Below are 14148 nucleotides of genomic sequence, written 5' to 3' on the forward strand. Positions count from 1 at the left end.
CGCTGCGCATGTTGTGGGAGCGGTCTCGACCGCGAAGGTAGCCGTCCGAGAGGTAGCGGGGCGTGTGGTTTTCGTGGTCAAGACCGCTCCCAAGGGTCTTGCGGATGTCGGGAGCGTTCCAGGAGTGATCTTGACCCCGAGTGGCGCTGCACCGGAGCACCACGGCGCTGCGCATGTTGTGGGAGCGGTCTCGACCGCGAAGGTAGCCGCCCGAGAGGTAGCGGGGCGCGTGGTTTTCGCGGTCAAGACCGCTCCCACGGGTCTTGCGGTTCGGGTGCGTTGTAGGAGCGACCTTGACCCCGAGGGGCGCGGCACCGGAGCACCACGGCGCTGCGCATGTTGTGGGAGCGGTCTTGACCGCGAATGGGCTGATACAAGAGCCCCCTGCGAACTGAACACATATCTCCAAACGGCCCGATGCATCGGGCCCGAACAGAACAACAAAGAGGAATCAGCAATGTCCGTTTTCACCCATCCCGATTTCGATCACCACGAGCAGGTGGTGTTCTGTCACGACAAAGCATCGGGGCTGCGCGCGATCATCGCCATCCACGACACCACGCTCGGCCCGGCGCTGGGTGGTTGCCGGATGTTCCCTTACGCCAGCGATGACGACGCCGTGCGTGACGTGCTGCGCCTGTCACGCGGCATGACGCTGAAATCCTCGCTGGCCGGCCTCAAGCTCGGTGGCGGCAAGGCGGTGATCATCGGCGATCCGCATACCGGCAAGAGCCAGGCGCTGCTGCACGCCATGGGCGATTTCGTCGACAGCCTCGGTGGGCGCTACATCACCGCGGCTGACTCGGGCACCGGCGAGCCGGAAATGCAGGCCTTTGCCCAGCGCACCCGCCATGTCATCGGCGCGACACCGCGTACCACTCTGGACGGCAGCATCGCCAGCGGCGACCCGTCGCCCTCCACGGCGCTCGGCGTGTTCGTCGGTCTGCGCGAAGCCGTGCGCCAACGCCTCGGCCGGGATGATCTGACAGGCCTGAAGGTCGCCATCCAGGGCGTCGGGCATGTCGGTATGGGCCTGGCCCGGCACCTCAAGGCTGCGGGTGCCGAGTTATGGGTCTGCGACATTTTCGATGCCAACGTGCAGCAGGCGGTGACCGAGCTCGGCGCCCATGCTGTGCGCCCGCACGATATCGTAGGCCTCGACGTGGATGTCTTCGCGCCCTGTGCCATGGGCGGCGTTCTCAATGCCGAAACCCTGCAGACACTGCGTGCACCGGTGATCGCCGGCGCGGCGAACAACCAGCTGGCGAGCCCCGAGATCGGCGTCGAGCTGCAGCGTCGCAATCATCTCTACGCGCCGGACTACGCGATCAATGCCGGCGGCATCATCGACGTCTACTACCAGCGCATCGGTGGCAGCGCGGCGCAGATCGACGCGCATGTCAAAGGCATCGGCGAGACCCTGCGCGAGATCTTTACCCGCGCGGCGGCCAGCGGTGAGCCGACTTCGATCATCGCTGATCGTCTGGCACTCGAGCGGCTGCACGTCGGTGAAGATTCGGCACAGCCGAGCCAGCAACGACTGCACGCGTAGCGACTTTCCGGGCGGCCCTGGTGCCGCCCGGTTTCTTCCGCAGCCCAGCCGTACTGCCGAGCCTTTGACGGAAGCGTTGCAGTCAGCCCAATCGCAGCCCGGCGCCATGCGGTCGCAAACCGGGCGGCTCTGGTCCCAATCGGCGTTTCCGTTGTACAGCCCTGACAAAAACAACAAGCAGGAATCCGCAATGACAGACAAAAGCAGCCTCGTCGCCGGCACGCTCGGTGGCGCCTCCGCACGTACTCAGCAAAGCGCGGCGCGCGGTCTCTGGTCCTCGCGCTGGGTGTTCTTCCTGGCCGCCACCGGTTCGGCGGTCGGCCTGGGCAATATCTGGAAATTCCCCTACATCACCGGCCAGAACGGCGGCGGCGCCTTCGTGCTGGTCTATCTCGGCTGCATCCTGCTGATCGGCATCCCGTTGCTGATGGCCGAGGTGATGATCGGCCGGCGCGGTCGGCAGAACCCTGACGGCGCGGTGGCGCGCCTGGCCCGCGAGGCCGGCGCCAGCACGCGTTGGCGCGCGGCCGGCTGGCTCGGCGGGCTGACCGGTTTTCTGATTCTGAGCTTCTACCTGGTGGTCGCCGGCTGGGCCCTGGCCTACGTCCCGGCCAGCTTCATCGGCGACTTCAACGGCGTCAGCGGCGATACCAGCGGGGCGATGTTCAACGCGCTGCTGGCCGATCCGCTGCGGCTGGTCGTCAGCGGCAGCCTGGTGCTGGCGGCGACCATGCTGATCGTCGGTTTCGGCGTGCGGGGTGGTCTGGAGCGCTCGCTGCGCTTTCTGATGCCCGGGTTGTTCGTGCTGTTGCTGCTACTGGTCGGCTACGCCGCGCTCAACGGTGAGTTCGCCCGCGGTGTGGAATTCCTCTTCGTGCCGGACTTCTCCAAGCTGACCGCGACCAGCGTGCTGATCGCCCTGGGCCATGCCTTCTTCACGCTGAGCCTCGGCTGCGGCGCGATGATGGTCTATGGCTCTTACCTGCCGGAGGGCACCTCGATCGCCAAGACGTCGATTCTGGTAGCCCTGGCCGACACCGCCGTGGCGCTACTGGCAGGCCTGGCGATCTTCCCGCTGGTGTTCGGCAATGCCCTGGAGCCGGGCGCCGGGCCGGGACTGATCTTCGTCACCCTGCCGATCGCCTTCGGCCAGATGCCGCTGGGCCAATTGGTGGGCGGGCTGTTCTTCATCATGCTGGTGATCGCCGCGCTGACTTCGGCGATCTCACTGAGCGAGCCGAGCATCGCCTGGATGACCGAGCGCTTCGGCATGAGCCGCCTCAAGGCTGTGTTGGTCAGTGGCGCGGTGCTCTGGTTGCTGAGCCTCGGCAGTGTGTTCTCGTTCAACCATTGGGCCGACTATCAGGTATTCGGCAAGACCTTCTTCGACAGCCTCGACTACCTGACCACCAACTGGCTGATGCCGCTCGGCGGTCTCGCCACGGTGCTGTTCACCGGCTGGGTGATGAAGCGCGAGGCGGTACGCGACGCGATCGGCATCCGCCAGCAGGGCCTTTTCCAGGCCTGGTGGCTGCTGCTGCGCTTTGGTACGCCGCTGGCAATCGTGCTGGTGTTTCTCAATCTGAGCGGGGTGATCTGAGCCGTCGCCGCAACGGTCTGTCCCGGTGCGGCGACTTGTCGCAACTGCTTGTCAGGTTTTCGTTACAGCGGAGCGCATCCGGCGCCGGAGCACCGCGTCTGTAGCGCGCTGTAAAGAATACCTGCCACAGCACGGCGCGTGGACAAGGCTGTGTCGCTGGCGGTGGGCTTGTTTGGCGATCCGCGGTGGTTTGTGATGGCTCAAGCTCCGCTGATCGGTACGTGAGGGCCGGTGCGTTGACTGTTCATACGGGGCGCCCGGTATCTTCATCCATTCTGAACAGGCGCGACAGTCAGGATGGATGAAGCAGCGCAGACCTCGGAGCGCCAAGCACCAGCCAATGTCCGGCGCTGCGTAACCCATCGTTCTGCGGTGAGCCGGCACTAGCTTCTGGACCCAGCTGCGCAAACCGCCGCGGGGGGCGGGATCAACGATCAATCAGGGATTGCCATGAACGACACCCAGACCAACGCGTCTTCGACGCTCAAGCTCTATGGCTACTGGCGCTCCAGCGCCGCCTATCGGGTGCGTATCGCCCTCAACCTCAAGGGCCTGGCCTTCGAGAATCTGCCGGTGCATCTGGTCAAGGATGGTGGCCAGCAGCATGCGGCCGATTACAAGGCGCTCAACCCGCAGGAACTGGTGCCTCTGCTGGTCGATGGCAACGAGCGCATCAGCCAGTCGTTGGCGATCCTCGAGTATCTGGAGGAGGTGTTTCCGTTGCCGGCGCTGCTGCCGCACGACCCGGCCGATCGGGCGCGGGTACGTTCGTTGGCGCTGCACATCGCCTGCGACCTGCATCCACTGAACAACCTGCGTGTCCTGCAATACCTCAGTGGCCCGCTGGGCGTCGAGGATGAGGCCAAGCAGCAATGGATAAAACACTGGATCGCTACCGGCCTGGCTGGTGTCGAGCAGGGGTTGGCCGCCTTCGACGGCAAGCTGTCACTCGGCAGACGGCCCGGTTATCTGGAGGCATGCCTGGTCCCGCAGGTATACAATGCGCGCCGTTTTTCCTGTGACCTCAGTGCGTATCCACGCATTTTGCAGATGACCGAGCAGTGCGAAACCCTCGAAGCCTTTGCCAAAGCAGCTCCGGAGGTGCAGCCCGACGCTCAATGAAAGAAAGGTCGATCCGCCTTGCCACTCCGTCGCGTCACGAGCGCGACGGGTTCGATTTCCGTCACAGATAACAACAAACAGGTGACGCATGACCCGTGAAACCCCCAAAAACCTCTGGCTCTCCCGCTGGGGTTTTATCCTCGCCGCGACCGGTTCGGCCGTCGGACTGGGCAATATCTGGAAATTCCCCTACATCACCGGCCAATACGGCGGTGGTGCCTTCGTATTGATGTATCTGGCCTGCATCCTGGCCATCGGCATTCCCGTGATGATGACCGAGATCGCCATCGGCCGCCGCGGCCGCGGCAGCCCCATCGATGCCATCGGCCGTGCCGTGCGCGAGAACGGTAGCAGTGCCCTGTGGAAGGGCGTCGGCGGCATGGCCATGGCCGCTGGCTTCCTGATTCTCTGCTTCTACGTGGTGGTGGCCGGTTGGGCCTTCGCCTACACGGTCAAGATGCTCGACGGCTCGCTCACGGCCAGTTCCGTCGACAGCCTGGCGCAGGTGTTCGAGGCGCATAACGCCAACCCCTGGCAACTCGGTGGCTGGAGCGTGCTGGTGGCGCTGCTGACGTTGTGGATCGTCGCCAAGGGCGTGCAACAGGGCATCGAGAGTTCGGTGCGCTGGATGATGCCGGGGCTGGCCGTGATGCTGTTGATCCTCGTGGGTTACGCCTTCACCAGCGGCGGCTTCGACGAAGGCTTCGCCTTCCTGTTCAGTTTCGACACCTCCAAGCTCACCGGTGAAGCGCTGCTGGCCGCGCTCGGCCACGCCTTCTTCACCCTCAGCCTAGCCTCCGGGGCGATCCTCACCTACGGCTCCTATATCCCCGACGGCCAGTCCATCACCCGCACCACCTTCATGGTGGCCATCGCCGATACCGCGGTGGCACTGCTGGCGGGCCTGGCGATCTTCCCGATCATCTTCGCCAACGGCATGGACCCGACCGCTGGTCCCGGGCTGATCTTCATGAGCCTGCCGCTGGCCTTCCAGCAGATGCCGTTCGGCACGCTGTTCGGCACCTTGTTCTTCGCCATGGTGTCGATCGCGGCGCTGACCTCGGCCATCTCTATGATCGAAGCCACCGTGGCCTACCTGAACGAAAAACATGGTGTCAGCCGCATCAAGGCCGCCGTGGGTGCCGGCGTGGTGCTGCTGGTGATCAGCCTGCTGGCCATGCTCTCGTTCAACCTGATGGCCGGCTGGACGCCGCTGGGCAAGAACTTCTTCGATTGGCTGGACTACCTGACGTCGCGCTGGATGATGCCGCTGGGTGGGATCTTCATCGTGATCTTTGCCGGCTACGTACTGCGCAGCGAGATCATGCGTGATGAGCTGGGCTTGCCGCCGCTGGGTTATGCGCTCTGGCTGTTCATGGTGCGCTACGTTTGCCCGGTGCTGATCACCATGGTCTTCCTGCACGCCCTCGGCTGGTTGGGCTTCGACCCACTGGTGCGCTGGTACTGGATAGCTGGCGCCATCGGCGCGCTGACCGTCCTCGGCGAGGGGCTGCGGCCACGGGTATGGCCGGCACTGGTCGGGCGTAGTGCCTGAGCGGCTACAACAGCCTCGCGACAACTGACTGAACGGCACTCCAGCAATGGAGTGCCGTTTTTGCGCAGGGCCAGATTCGCCGCCTTCCGATCGGCTTTTACTTCTCCCTGGCCGACCAGCGGCTCTCTCAAGGTCTATCGCGCCAAGCCGATAAAACGATCAGCACAAGGACGCTTAGCCAGGAAAATGACCTCCGACTTGACCTAGATCAATACGGACACGCCCATGCCCAGCCGTCTCAAGTTCAGCCACAAGATCCTGCTGGCCGCGTCACTCGTAGTGATCGCGACCTTCGCATTGTTCACGCTCTATAACGACTACCTGCAGCGCAATGCCATTCAGGCCAAGCTGGAGAGCTACCTGGACGAGATGGGCAAGGTGACCGCCCATAACATCCAGAACTGGCTGTTCGGCCGCTTGGTGCTGCTCGAGAACACTGCCCAGACCATCGCTCGCGACAGTTCCGGCGAGGCGGTCGAAGCCCTGGTCAAGCAGCCGGCACTCAGCTCTACCTTCGCTTTCACCTACCTGGGGCGCAGCGATGGCGAGTTCATCGTGCATCCGCGCTTCGAGCTGCCGGCCGGTTACGATCCGCGCCAGCGTCCTTGGTACAAGGACGCGATCAATGCCGGCAAGACCACGCTGACCGAGCCCTATCTGGATGCGGCCACCAACGAGCTGATCATCACCGCGGCGACCCCGGCCAAGGCCGGTGGTCAGAGCCTGGGCGTGGTCGGTGGCGACCTCAGCCTCAAGGTGCTGGTGGACATCATCAACGCGCTGAACTTCGACGGCATGGGCTATGCGTTCCTCGTCAGCGGCGACGGCAAGGTGCTGGTCCATCCGGACTCCAGCAAAGTGATGAAGACCCTGGCCGAGCTCTATCCGAAGAACACCCCGTCACTGGCCAGTGGCTTCACCGAGGCCGAGCTGGATGGTCAGCAACGCATCCTCAGCTTCAGTCCCGTAGCCGGCCTGCCATCGGTGACCTGGTACGTCGGTATCTCGGTGGACAAGCAAAAGGCCTACGCGGCGCTGTCCAGCTTCCGTACCTCGGCCCTGGTTGCTGCGGTGATTGCCGTGGTGTTCATCATCGGGCTGCTGGGCATGCTGATCCGCGTACTGATGCGCCCACTGACCGACATGGGTCGGGCCATGGCCAACATCGCCGAAGGCGAGGGCGATCTGACGCGCCGCCTGACCGTGCAATCGCAGGACGAGTTCGGCGAGCTGGCGAAGGCTTTCAACCGCTTCGTCGAGCGTATCCACGGCTCCATTCGCGAAGTGTCCTCGGCGACCGAGCAGGTCAACGAAGTGGCGCAACGCGTGCTGGCGGCCTCCAACTCCTCGATGCTCAACTCCGACGAGCAGGCCAGCCGTACCAACAGTGTCGCCGCAGCGATCAACGAGCTCGGCGCCGCCGCGCAGGAGATCGCCCGCAACGCCGCAGACGCTTCGCAGCAGGCCAGTGGCGCCAGCCATCAGGCCGAAGACGGACGCAAGGTCGTCGAGCAGAACATCGAGGCGATGCGCCAGCTGTCGAGCAACATCAGCGCGTCCTGCGCGCAGATCGAAGCGCTGAACAACCAGACCGTTGGCATCGGCCAGATCCTCGACGTGATCAAGGGCATCTCCGAACAGACCAACCTGCTGGCGCTCAACGCGGCCATCGAAGCGGCGCGTGCCGGTGAAGCCGGGCGAGGTTTTGCCGTGGTGGCCGATGAAGTCCGCAGCCTGGCGCATCGCACCCAGACTTCGGCGCAGGAGATCCACGGGATGATCGAGAAGCTGCAGGTCGGCGCGCGTGACTCGGTCAGCACCATGACCGAGAGCCAGCGCCAGAGCGAGGCCAGCGTTGGCATCGCCAACCAGGCCGGTGAGCGCTTGGGCAGCGTGACCCAGAGCATTGGCGAGATCGACGCGATGAACCAGTCGGTGGCTACTGCGACAGAAGAGCAGACGTCGGTGATCGAGTCGCTGAACATGGACATTACCGAGATCAACACGCTCAACCAGGAGGGGGTGGAGAACCTGCAGTCCACGTTGCGCGCTTGTGGGGATCTGGAGCAGCAGGCGGCGCGGTTGAAGCAGTTGGTGGGGAGTTTTCGGATCTGATCCGGGGATGATGTTAAGGGCGCTTCGGCGCCCTTTTTTATTTTGACGAGTTCCACTGCCGTAGGGGCTTGGGATACGGAGTTCCTGCTGCGAGGCGTTGTGCTTCGGGCTCGTGTGGTTAACCCATTGGCCGGGTTGTTTTAGGCATTTGTTTCGCCCTGCTGGGCGAGTCACTTTTTCTTGAGTGGCCAAGAAAAAGTAACCAAAAAAAGAAGGCCACCCCTGCATCCGGACTAGGCGTCCCCGGCTTGCTTCGCAAAACTCCCCTCGCTCCGGCGCCGCTCCGGGGGTCGTCGCGAAGGGACATCCCTGTCCCATCGCTCCTCGCTCGGCATCCATGCCTCGCGCCCCCCTGCGCAGCACCTACGCTCGGCCTCCTGAAGGGGGATCGGTTCCGAGTTGTCTGAAAGCTGTTAAGCAGAGAAACGAAGCGCTTTGCTTGTTTTAATGTGTGCGGACTAGCGAACGACGCCGAACGCCCCTTTCAGGAGGCCGAATGGAATCCGCGCGAAGGGGAGCGAGCGGCATGGATGCCGTGAGAGGACTAGGCGTCCCCCCGCGATAAAGGGCCATGGATGGCCCTTGTACGCCGGCCCCCGGAGTGTGGATGGAATGAGGGGGGTCGAGCGAAGCGAGGCCCGGATGCAGGGGCAAGCGTTTTTGGTTACTTTTTTTGCGCCTGGAAAAAGTGACTCGCCCAGCAGGGCGAAACCAATGCCTCAGCCAACTCAGTTATCGAGTGTAGCCACGCGCACCAACAGCTTCGCGGCCAAGGCCACTCCTACAACAGCGCACTGTGTGGGCTCTCGAACTTGCACCAGTCTCGGCGTAGCCCCGGCATTTCGGCCCGTCACGGTGCCGAGTTCGTGGCAGCAGGCGACGACGGCCTCGGTGCCGCCATCGCAATTGACCCATTCCCCACTCCCATGGTCGAGATGAACCAAGGCCCGCAACCGCCGGGCCACCCGACCACAGGAGACCTCATGAAAATCCTCATCGTCCTCACCTCCCACGACAAGCTCGGCGATACCGGCAAACCCACCGGCTTCTGGCTCGAAGAATTCGCCGCGCCGTATTACGTCTTCAAGGACGCCGGCGCCGAGATCGTGTTGGCCTCGCCCAAGGGCGGGCAGCCGCCGCTGGATCCGAAAAGCGATGCGCCGGACGCCCAGACCGAGATGACCAAGCGCTTCAAGAACGATGCCGAGGGCCAGGCGCTGTTGGCCAACACCCACAAGCTGGACGAGGTATCGGCGGAGGACTTCGATGCGGTGTTCTACCCCGGCGGCCACGGTCCGCTCTGGGACCTGACCGGTAACGCCAAGTCCATCGCCCTGATCGAATCCTTCATACAGGCACGCAAGCCGGTGGCCGCGGTTTGCCATGCGCCGGCGGCGCTGGTGCAGGTGCGCGGCGCGGATGGCGAGTACCTGGTCAAGGGCAAGCAGGTGACCGGCTTCACCAATACCGAGGAGGAGGGCGTGCAGCTCACCGAGGTGGTGCCCTTCCTGCTGGAAGACAAACTGAAGGAGATTGGCGGCGACTACAGCAAGGGCCCGGACTGGGCGTCCTATGTGCGGGTCGACGGCCTCCTCGTCACGGGCCAGAACCCAGCATCTTCGGAAGAGGCCGCCCGCGAGCTGCTCAAGCTGCTGAAGACTGGCTGAGCCTCGCTCAGCTCGCCGCTTCGCTCGGCCATGCCAGGGAAGCGGCGTGGCTGCAGGTCTCGAACAGCGGTTTGCTGAACAGGTAGCCCTGCATGAGGCTGATCCCCAGGTCGCGCAAGGCCTTGCACTCATCCGGCGTTTCCACGCCTTCGGCGATCACCTGGATGCCCAGCTCCGTGCAGATCCCCACCGTGCCGCGGACGATGGCCTGGCGCGAGCGGCTCTGGTCGATACCGCGAATCAGATCCATGTCCAGCTTGATCAGGTCGGGCTGGAAATCGGCGAGCAGGTTGAGCCCGGCAAAGCCGGCGCCGAAGTCGTCGATGGCCGTAAGAAAGCCGATGCGCTGGTATTCACGGAAGACCTCGGTCAGCCACTTGGCATCGCTGATGCGCTCGCCTTCGACGGTTTCGAAGATGATCCTTTCGATGGGGAAGTTGTGAGCGCGGGCGGCCTCCAGCGTCGAGCGGATGCACAGCTCCGGTCGGTAGATGGCGTTGGGCATGAAATTGATCGACAGCTTGCTCTGCATCTCGAGTCGGGCCGCGGTCTTGATGGCTTTGACGCGGCAGGCCTGGTCGAAGCGGAAGCGGTTCTCTTCGGTCACTTGCGCCAACACGGTGGGCGCGGATTCGCCGTTCACGCCGCGTACCAGGGCCTCATGCGCGAAGATCTCGCGCGCGGCGACATCCACAATCGGTTGATAGGCGTAGCTGAAGCGAAAGCCGAGACGTTCGCCGCTGGCGCAGCTGGGGCAGGCACCATGCTCGCCGGCCGAATGACAGGCGTATTCGGTTGGGGCTGGATTGCCTTCGGTGTTGCTTTCAATCATGGGCGAACTCACTCGGAACCTGTTGCTGAAGATAGCGGCTAGTCTGGCGGAGGCTGGAGCCCGTTCGTCACCGGACCGCGCCGTTTCGTAAGCATGACCAGGCGTATGGTAGGCCAGAAACCCAATCAATGATGGCGCAATGCTACGACAGGGGTGGTTAAGCCGAGTTCCGCTTGCGAAGGGCCGAGCGCTGTTCGCGGTCAAGACCGCTCCCACAGTTGGTGCGTCAGTCGTGGCGTCGACATGGGGTGGGGCTGATATGCGAGCAGCGATGGGCCAGCGTTCGGCGCTGGGTTTGTCGCGATAGGGCCCGGGGCTCGGTTGGCGTGAAGGATTGAGCCGGGTCTGGTTTTTCGATGGAGGCAGGGCCGAGTGTTGTTCGCGGTCGAGACCGCTCCCACAAGTAATGTGTTTCAGTCGTGGCGTCGAGATCGGCGACGCTGATTCGCGCATGCCAAGCACGCAAAAGTAGGGCGCTGCGCACGGCCTGCTTTTGTGGGAGGCCCGACCCGGGGCGAAGCTTTTCTGGCACCGAGCCGGCGCCATTCGCCACGGGCGCGCCTACAGCTTCGTCTGAATGGCATCACCGCCTCGTGGCTGGCCTGAGGTCAGGCCACGATGCGCTCGCGCATGCTATGCACGCAAAAGCAGTGTGCGCCGTGCACGGCCTGCTTTCGTGGGAGGCCCGACCCGGGGCGAAGCTTTTCTGTCACCGAGCCGGCGCCATTCGCCACGGGCGCGCCTACAGCTTCGTCTGAATGGCATCACCGCCTCGTGGCTGGCCTGAGGTCAGGCCACGATGCGCTCGCGCACGCTATGCACGCAAAAGCAGTGTGCGCCGTGCACGGCCTGCTTTCGTGGGAGGCCCGACCCGGGGCGAAGCTTTTCTGGCACCGAGCCGGCGCCATTCGCCACGGGCGCGCCTACAACATTCTCCAGAACGGCATGGCCGCCTCGTGGCTGGCCTGAAGTCAGGCCACGACGCGCGCGATGGCTGCCGCCAACTGATCGAGCCGTGCGGCATCCAGCCCGGCGATGTTCGCCCGGCCGCTTTCCACCAGATACACCGAATTCTCGCGCCGCAGGCGCAGCACCTGCTCGGCCGTCAGGCCGGTATAGGAGAACATCCCGCGTTGCTGCGCGATATGCGCGAAGCGCTCGGCCAGACCGTGCGGCGCCAAGGCTTCGACCAGGCCCGTGCGCAGCCCGGCGATGCGCTCGCGTTTGGCGGCGACTTCCTGCTGCCAGAGCTGACGCAGCTCGGTGTTCGAAAGGATCGTCGCCACCACGGCAGCGCCATGGGACGGCGGTGTCGACCAGAGGCTGCGCGCCACCGAGGCGAACTGGCTGCGTACGTCGATCAGCGATTCGCCGTCGGCGGCGACCACGATCAACGCACCGGTGCGTTCGCGGTACAGGCCGAAGTTCTTCGAGCAGGAGCTGGTGATCAGCACTTCCGGCAGGGCCTCGACGAACAGGCGGACGGCCCAGGCGTCTTCGTCCAGCCCATCGCCGAATCCCTGATAGGCGAAATCGAACAGCGGCAGCAGCTCGCGCTTGCGGACGATCTCCAGCACCTGGCGCCAGTCGTCCTGGCTCAGGTCGTAACCGGTGGGGTTGTGGCAGCAGGCGTGCAGCAACACCACGTCGCCAGCCGGAATCCGCTCCAGCGCGGCGAGCATGCCCGGCACGTCCAGGCGGTTCTGCGCATCGACGTAGGGATAGTGCTCGACCTTCAACCGGGCGGCGGCGAACAGGGTTTCGTGGATCGGCCAGGTCGGGTCGCTGAGCCAGAGGCTGCGCCCTGGCAGGCATTTGGTGATGAAGTCGCCCACCAGCCGCAGCGCGCCGGTGCCACCCGGCGTCTGGGTGCAGCCGGCACGGTTGTCGACCAGCGCTGGTGAGCCTTCGCCCAGCACCAGCCGTAGCAGCTGCTCACCGAACAGTGGGTCGCCATGGCCGCCGATATAGCTCTTGGTCTGTTCGCTCTCGATCAGCCGCTGCTCGGCGAGTTTGACCGCCTTGGGAATCGGCGTCAGGCCCAGGGCGTCCTTGTAGACGCCGACGCCGAGGTCGAGCTTGGCCGGATTCGGATCGGCGCGATAGGCATCGAGCAGGCCGAGGATCGGGTCGCCCGGGACTCGCGTAACGTCGCTGAAATGCTTCACTTGCGGCCCTCGGCGGTTTTCGCGACCTCGTCGGTGCGCGCGGCCATGATGAAGTCGTTGCGGTGCAGGCCCTTGATCGAGTGGCTCCACCAGGTCACGGTGACTTTGCCCCACTCGGTGAGCAGGCCCGGGTGGTGACCTTCCGCTTCGGCGATTTCGCCGACGGCGTTGGTGAAGGCCAGGGCGTGCTTGAAGTTCTTGAACAGGAAGACCTTTTCCAGCTCCATGTGGCCGTGGCGGGTCTCGATGTTCCAGTCGGGGATCTGCTTGATCAGTGCGGCCAGTTCGTCATCGGAAACCTTCGGGGCGTCGGCGCGGCAGGCTTCGCAGTGGGCTTGGGTCAGAGCGGTCATGGCTAGGTCCTTGTGGTGATGTTGATAAGAGTTAAGCAGCGTAGGGTGGACAACGCCGCAGGCTTGTCCACGCGTGGGGTTCGGTCCGGCACCTTGCAAGAGGCCTCGTCGTGGTCGGTGGATGAGCCTTCGTACAAGCCAAAGGCTTCGCGGCCAAGGCCGCCCCCCTGAGGCGGGCAAAGACCGTGGGAGCGGTCGGGGACGCCCAGTCTTGACCGCGAATAGCCCTCGTAGCCAAGTCGGGTGCCTCCAGCGCCGATACCAGTACCGGTAATAGTCAGGCCGCCTTCGGCGGAAACTTCGGCTGGTGCAGGCCCAACTGCATGGCGGTGCGGACGTGGGCCATGATGTCTTCATGCGCCACGTCGAACAGCCGCTTGAGCTCCGGCAGGACGAAGTACACCGGTTGCAGGATGTCGATGCGATAGGGGGTGCGCATCGCTTCGACCACATCGAACACCTGGTGCTCGGGTTCGTCGGACAGGCTGTAGAGCGTCTCCTTCGGCGAGGAGAGGATGCCGCCGCCGTAGATTCGCCGTCCGGCCGGGGTTTCCACCAGGCCGAACTCGATGGTCATCCAGTACAGTCGCGCCAGGTAGACGCGCTCTTCCTTGGTCGCCTTGAGGCCGAGCTGGCCATAGGTGTGGGTGAATTCGGCGAACCAGGGGTTGGTCAGTAGCGGGCAGTGGCCAAAGATCTCATGGAAGATGTCCGGTTCCTGCAGGTAATCCAGCTCTTGTGGTGCCCGGATGAAGGTGGCGACCGGAAAGCGCTTGCTCGCCAGCAACTCGAAAAACGTCTGAAAGGGAATCAGCGCGGGCACTCGCGCGACCTGCCAGCCCGTGGTGGCTTGCAGTACACGGTTGATCTCGTCCAGCTGAGGGATGCGGTCACGGGGCAAGGCCAGCTGTTCGATGCCGTCCAAGTATTCCTGGCAGGCGCGGCCGTCGAGCAGCTTCAGCTGGCGCTCGATCAAGGTCTGCCAGACCGCGTGTTCAGTGTCCGGATAGTGGATGTGACCATGCACGTCCGGCTCGCGGGCAACGTACTGAGTGGTTTTCATCTGACCTCCTGAGCGGGGCGGCCGCCTGAGTCTTTGTTGTTATGGATGACTCATCTGATCGCGTGGAAGGGGCGCTGCCTAGCGGCTGGCTGGTGCAAAAGCCCTGTTCACAGGCTTGGGC

10 protein-coding genes are annotated in these 14148 nt (G+C 64.1%); 6 read left to right on the top strand and 4 right to left on the bottom strand.

The features are described 5' to 3' along the window. Positions 1-457 precede the first annotated feature (457 nt). From KCX70_RS03940 to KCX70_RS03965, 6 genes are all read left to right on the top strand, one after another. Positions 458-1552, top strand: coding sequence for a Glu/Leu/Phe/Val dehydrogenase (locus KCX70_RS03940; RefSeq protein WP_212619344.1), 1095 nt, complete (start codon positions 458-460; stop codon positions 1550-1552). Between the two features lie 190 nt (positions 1553-1742). Further along, on the top strand, positions 1743-3152 hold the full coding sequence (locus KCX70_RS03945) for a sodium-dependent transporter (RefSeq protein ID WP_212619345.1): 1410 nt from the start codon (positions 1743-1745) through the stop codon (positions 3150-3152). Positions 3153-3602: 450 nt separating this feature from the next. After that, on the top strand, positions 3603-4274 hold the full coding sequence (gene maiA / locus KCX70_RS03950; protein WP_102852902.1) for a maleylacetoacetate isomerase: 672 nt from the start codon (positions 3603-3605) through the stop codon (positions 4272-4274). A gap of 88 nt (positions 4275-4362) precedes the next feature. Next, positions 4363-5829, top strand: coding sequence for a sodium-dependent transporter (locus KCX70_RS03955; RefSeq protein WP_212619346.1), 1467 nt, complete (start codon positions 4363-4365; stop codon positions 5827-5829). A gap of 225 nt (positions 5830-6054) precedes the next feature. Continuing rightward, the gene (locus KCX70_RS03960) at positions 6055-7944 is read left to right on the top strand and encodes a methyl-accepting chemotaxis protein (protein ID WP_212619347.1); all 1890 of its coding nucleotides are present in this window, start codon (positions 6055-6057) and stop codon (positions 7942-7944) included. A gap of 983 nt (positions 7945-8927) precedes the next feature. Further along, entirely contained in the window at positions 8928-9611 is a 684-nt protein-coding gene (locus KCX70_RS03965; protein ID WP_212619348.1) for a type 1 glutamine amidotransferase domain-containing protein, read from the top strand. A gap of 7 nt (positions 9612-9618) precedes the next feature. Here the strand turns inward: KCX70_RS03965 and KCX70_RS03970 are convergent, their stop codons facing one another. From KCX70_RS03970 to phhA, 4 genes are all read right to left on the bottom strand, one after another. Then, a complete protein-coding gene (locus KCX70_RS03970) occupies positions 9619-10443 on the bottom strand; it encodes an EAL domain-containing protein (protein ID WP_212619349.1) in 825 nt (274 codons plus the stop codon). 971 nt (positions 10444-11414) lie between these two features. Then, entirely contained in the window at positions 11415-12611 is a 1197-nt protein-coding gene (locus tag KCX70_RS03975; RefSeq protein WP_212619350.1) for an amino acid aminotransferase, read from the bottom strand. After that, positions 12608-12964 carry a 4a-hydroxytetrahydrobiopterin dehydratase gene (locus KCX70_RS03980; protein WP_212619351.1) on the bottom strand — a complete coding sequence of 119 codons (357 nt, stop codon included), beginning with the start codon at positions 12962-12964 and terminating at the stop codon, positions 12608-12610. Before KCX70_RS03980 ends, KCX70_RS03975 begins: the two co-directional genes overlap by 4 nt. 277 nt (positions 12965-13241) lie before the next feature. Next, positions 13242-14027 carry a phenylalanine 4-monooxygenase gene (phhA, locus tag KCX70_RS03985; protein ID WP_212619352.1) on the bottom strand — a complete coding sequence of 262 codons (786 nt, stop codon included), beginning with the start codon at positions 14025-14027 and terminating at the stop codon, positions 13242-13244. Between the last annotated feature and the right edge of the window lie 121 nt (positions 14028-14148).

This window comes from Stutzerimonas stutzeri, from assembly GCF_018138085.1.
GTDB lineage: Bacteria > Pseudomonadota > Gammaproteobacteria > Pseudomonadales > Pseudomonadaceae > Stutzerimonas > Stutzerimonas stutzeri_AI.

Coding starts and splice junctions, on each gene's coding strand:
- KCX70_RS03955 (WP_212619346.1), top strand. CDS start 4,363: ATGACCCGTGAAACCCCCAAAAACCTCTGGCTCTCCCGCTGGGGTTTT.
- KCX70_RS03960 (WP_212619347.1), top strand. CDS start 6,055: ATGCCCAGCCGTCTCAAGTTCAGCCACAAGATCCTGCTGGCCGCGTCA.
- KCX70_RS03945 (WP_212619345.1), top strand. CDS start 1,743: ATGACAGACAAAAGCAGCCTCGTCGCCGGCACGCTCGGTGGCGCCTCC.
- KCX70_RS03965 (WP_212619348.1), top strand. CDS start 8,928: ATGAAAATCCTCATCGTCCTCACCTCCCACGACAAGCTCGGCGATACC.
- KCX70_RS03980 (WP_212619351.1), bottom strand. CDS start 12,964: ATGACCGCTCTGACCCAAGCCCACTGCGAAGCCTGCCGCGCCGACGCC.
- KCX70_RS03940 (WP_212619344.1), top strand. CDS start 458: ATGTCCGTTTTCACCCATCCCGATTTCGATCACCACGAGCAGGTGGTG.
- KCX70_RS03970 (WP_212619349.1), bottom strand. CDS start 10,443: ATGATTGAAAGCAACACCGAAGGCAATCCAGCCCCAACCGAATACGCC.
- maiA (WP_102852902.1), top strand. CDS start 3,603: ATGAACGACACCCAGACCAACGCGTCTTCGACGCTCAAGCTCTATGGC.
- phhA (WP_212619352.1), bottom strand. CDS start 14,027: ATGAAAACCACTCAGTACGTTGCCCGCGAGCCGGACGTGCATGGTCAC.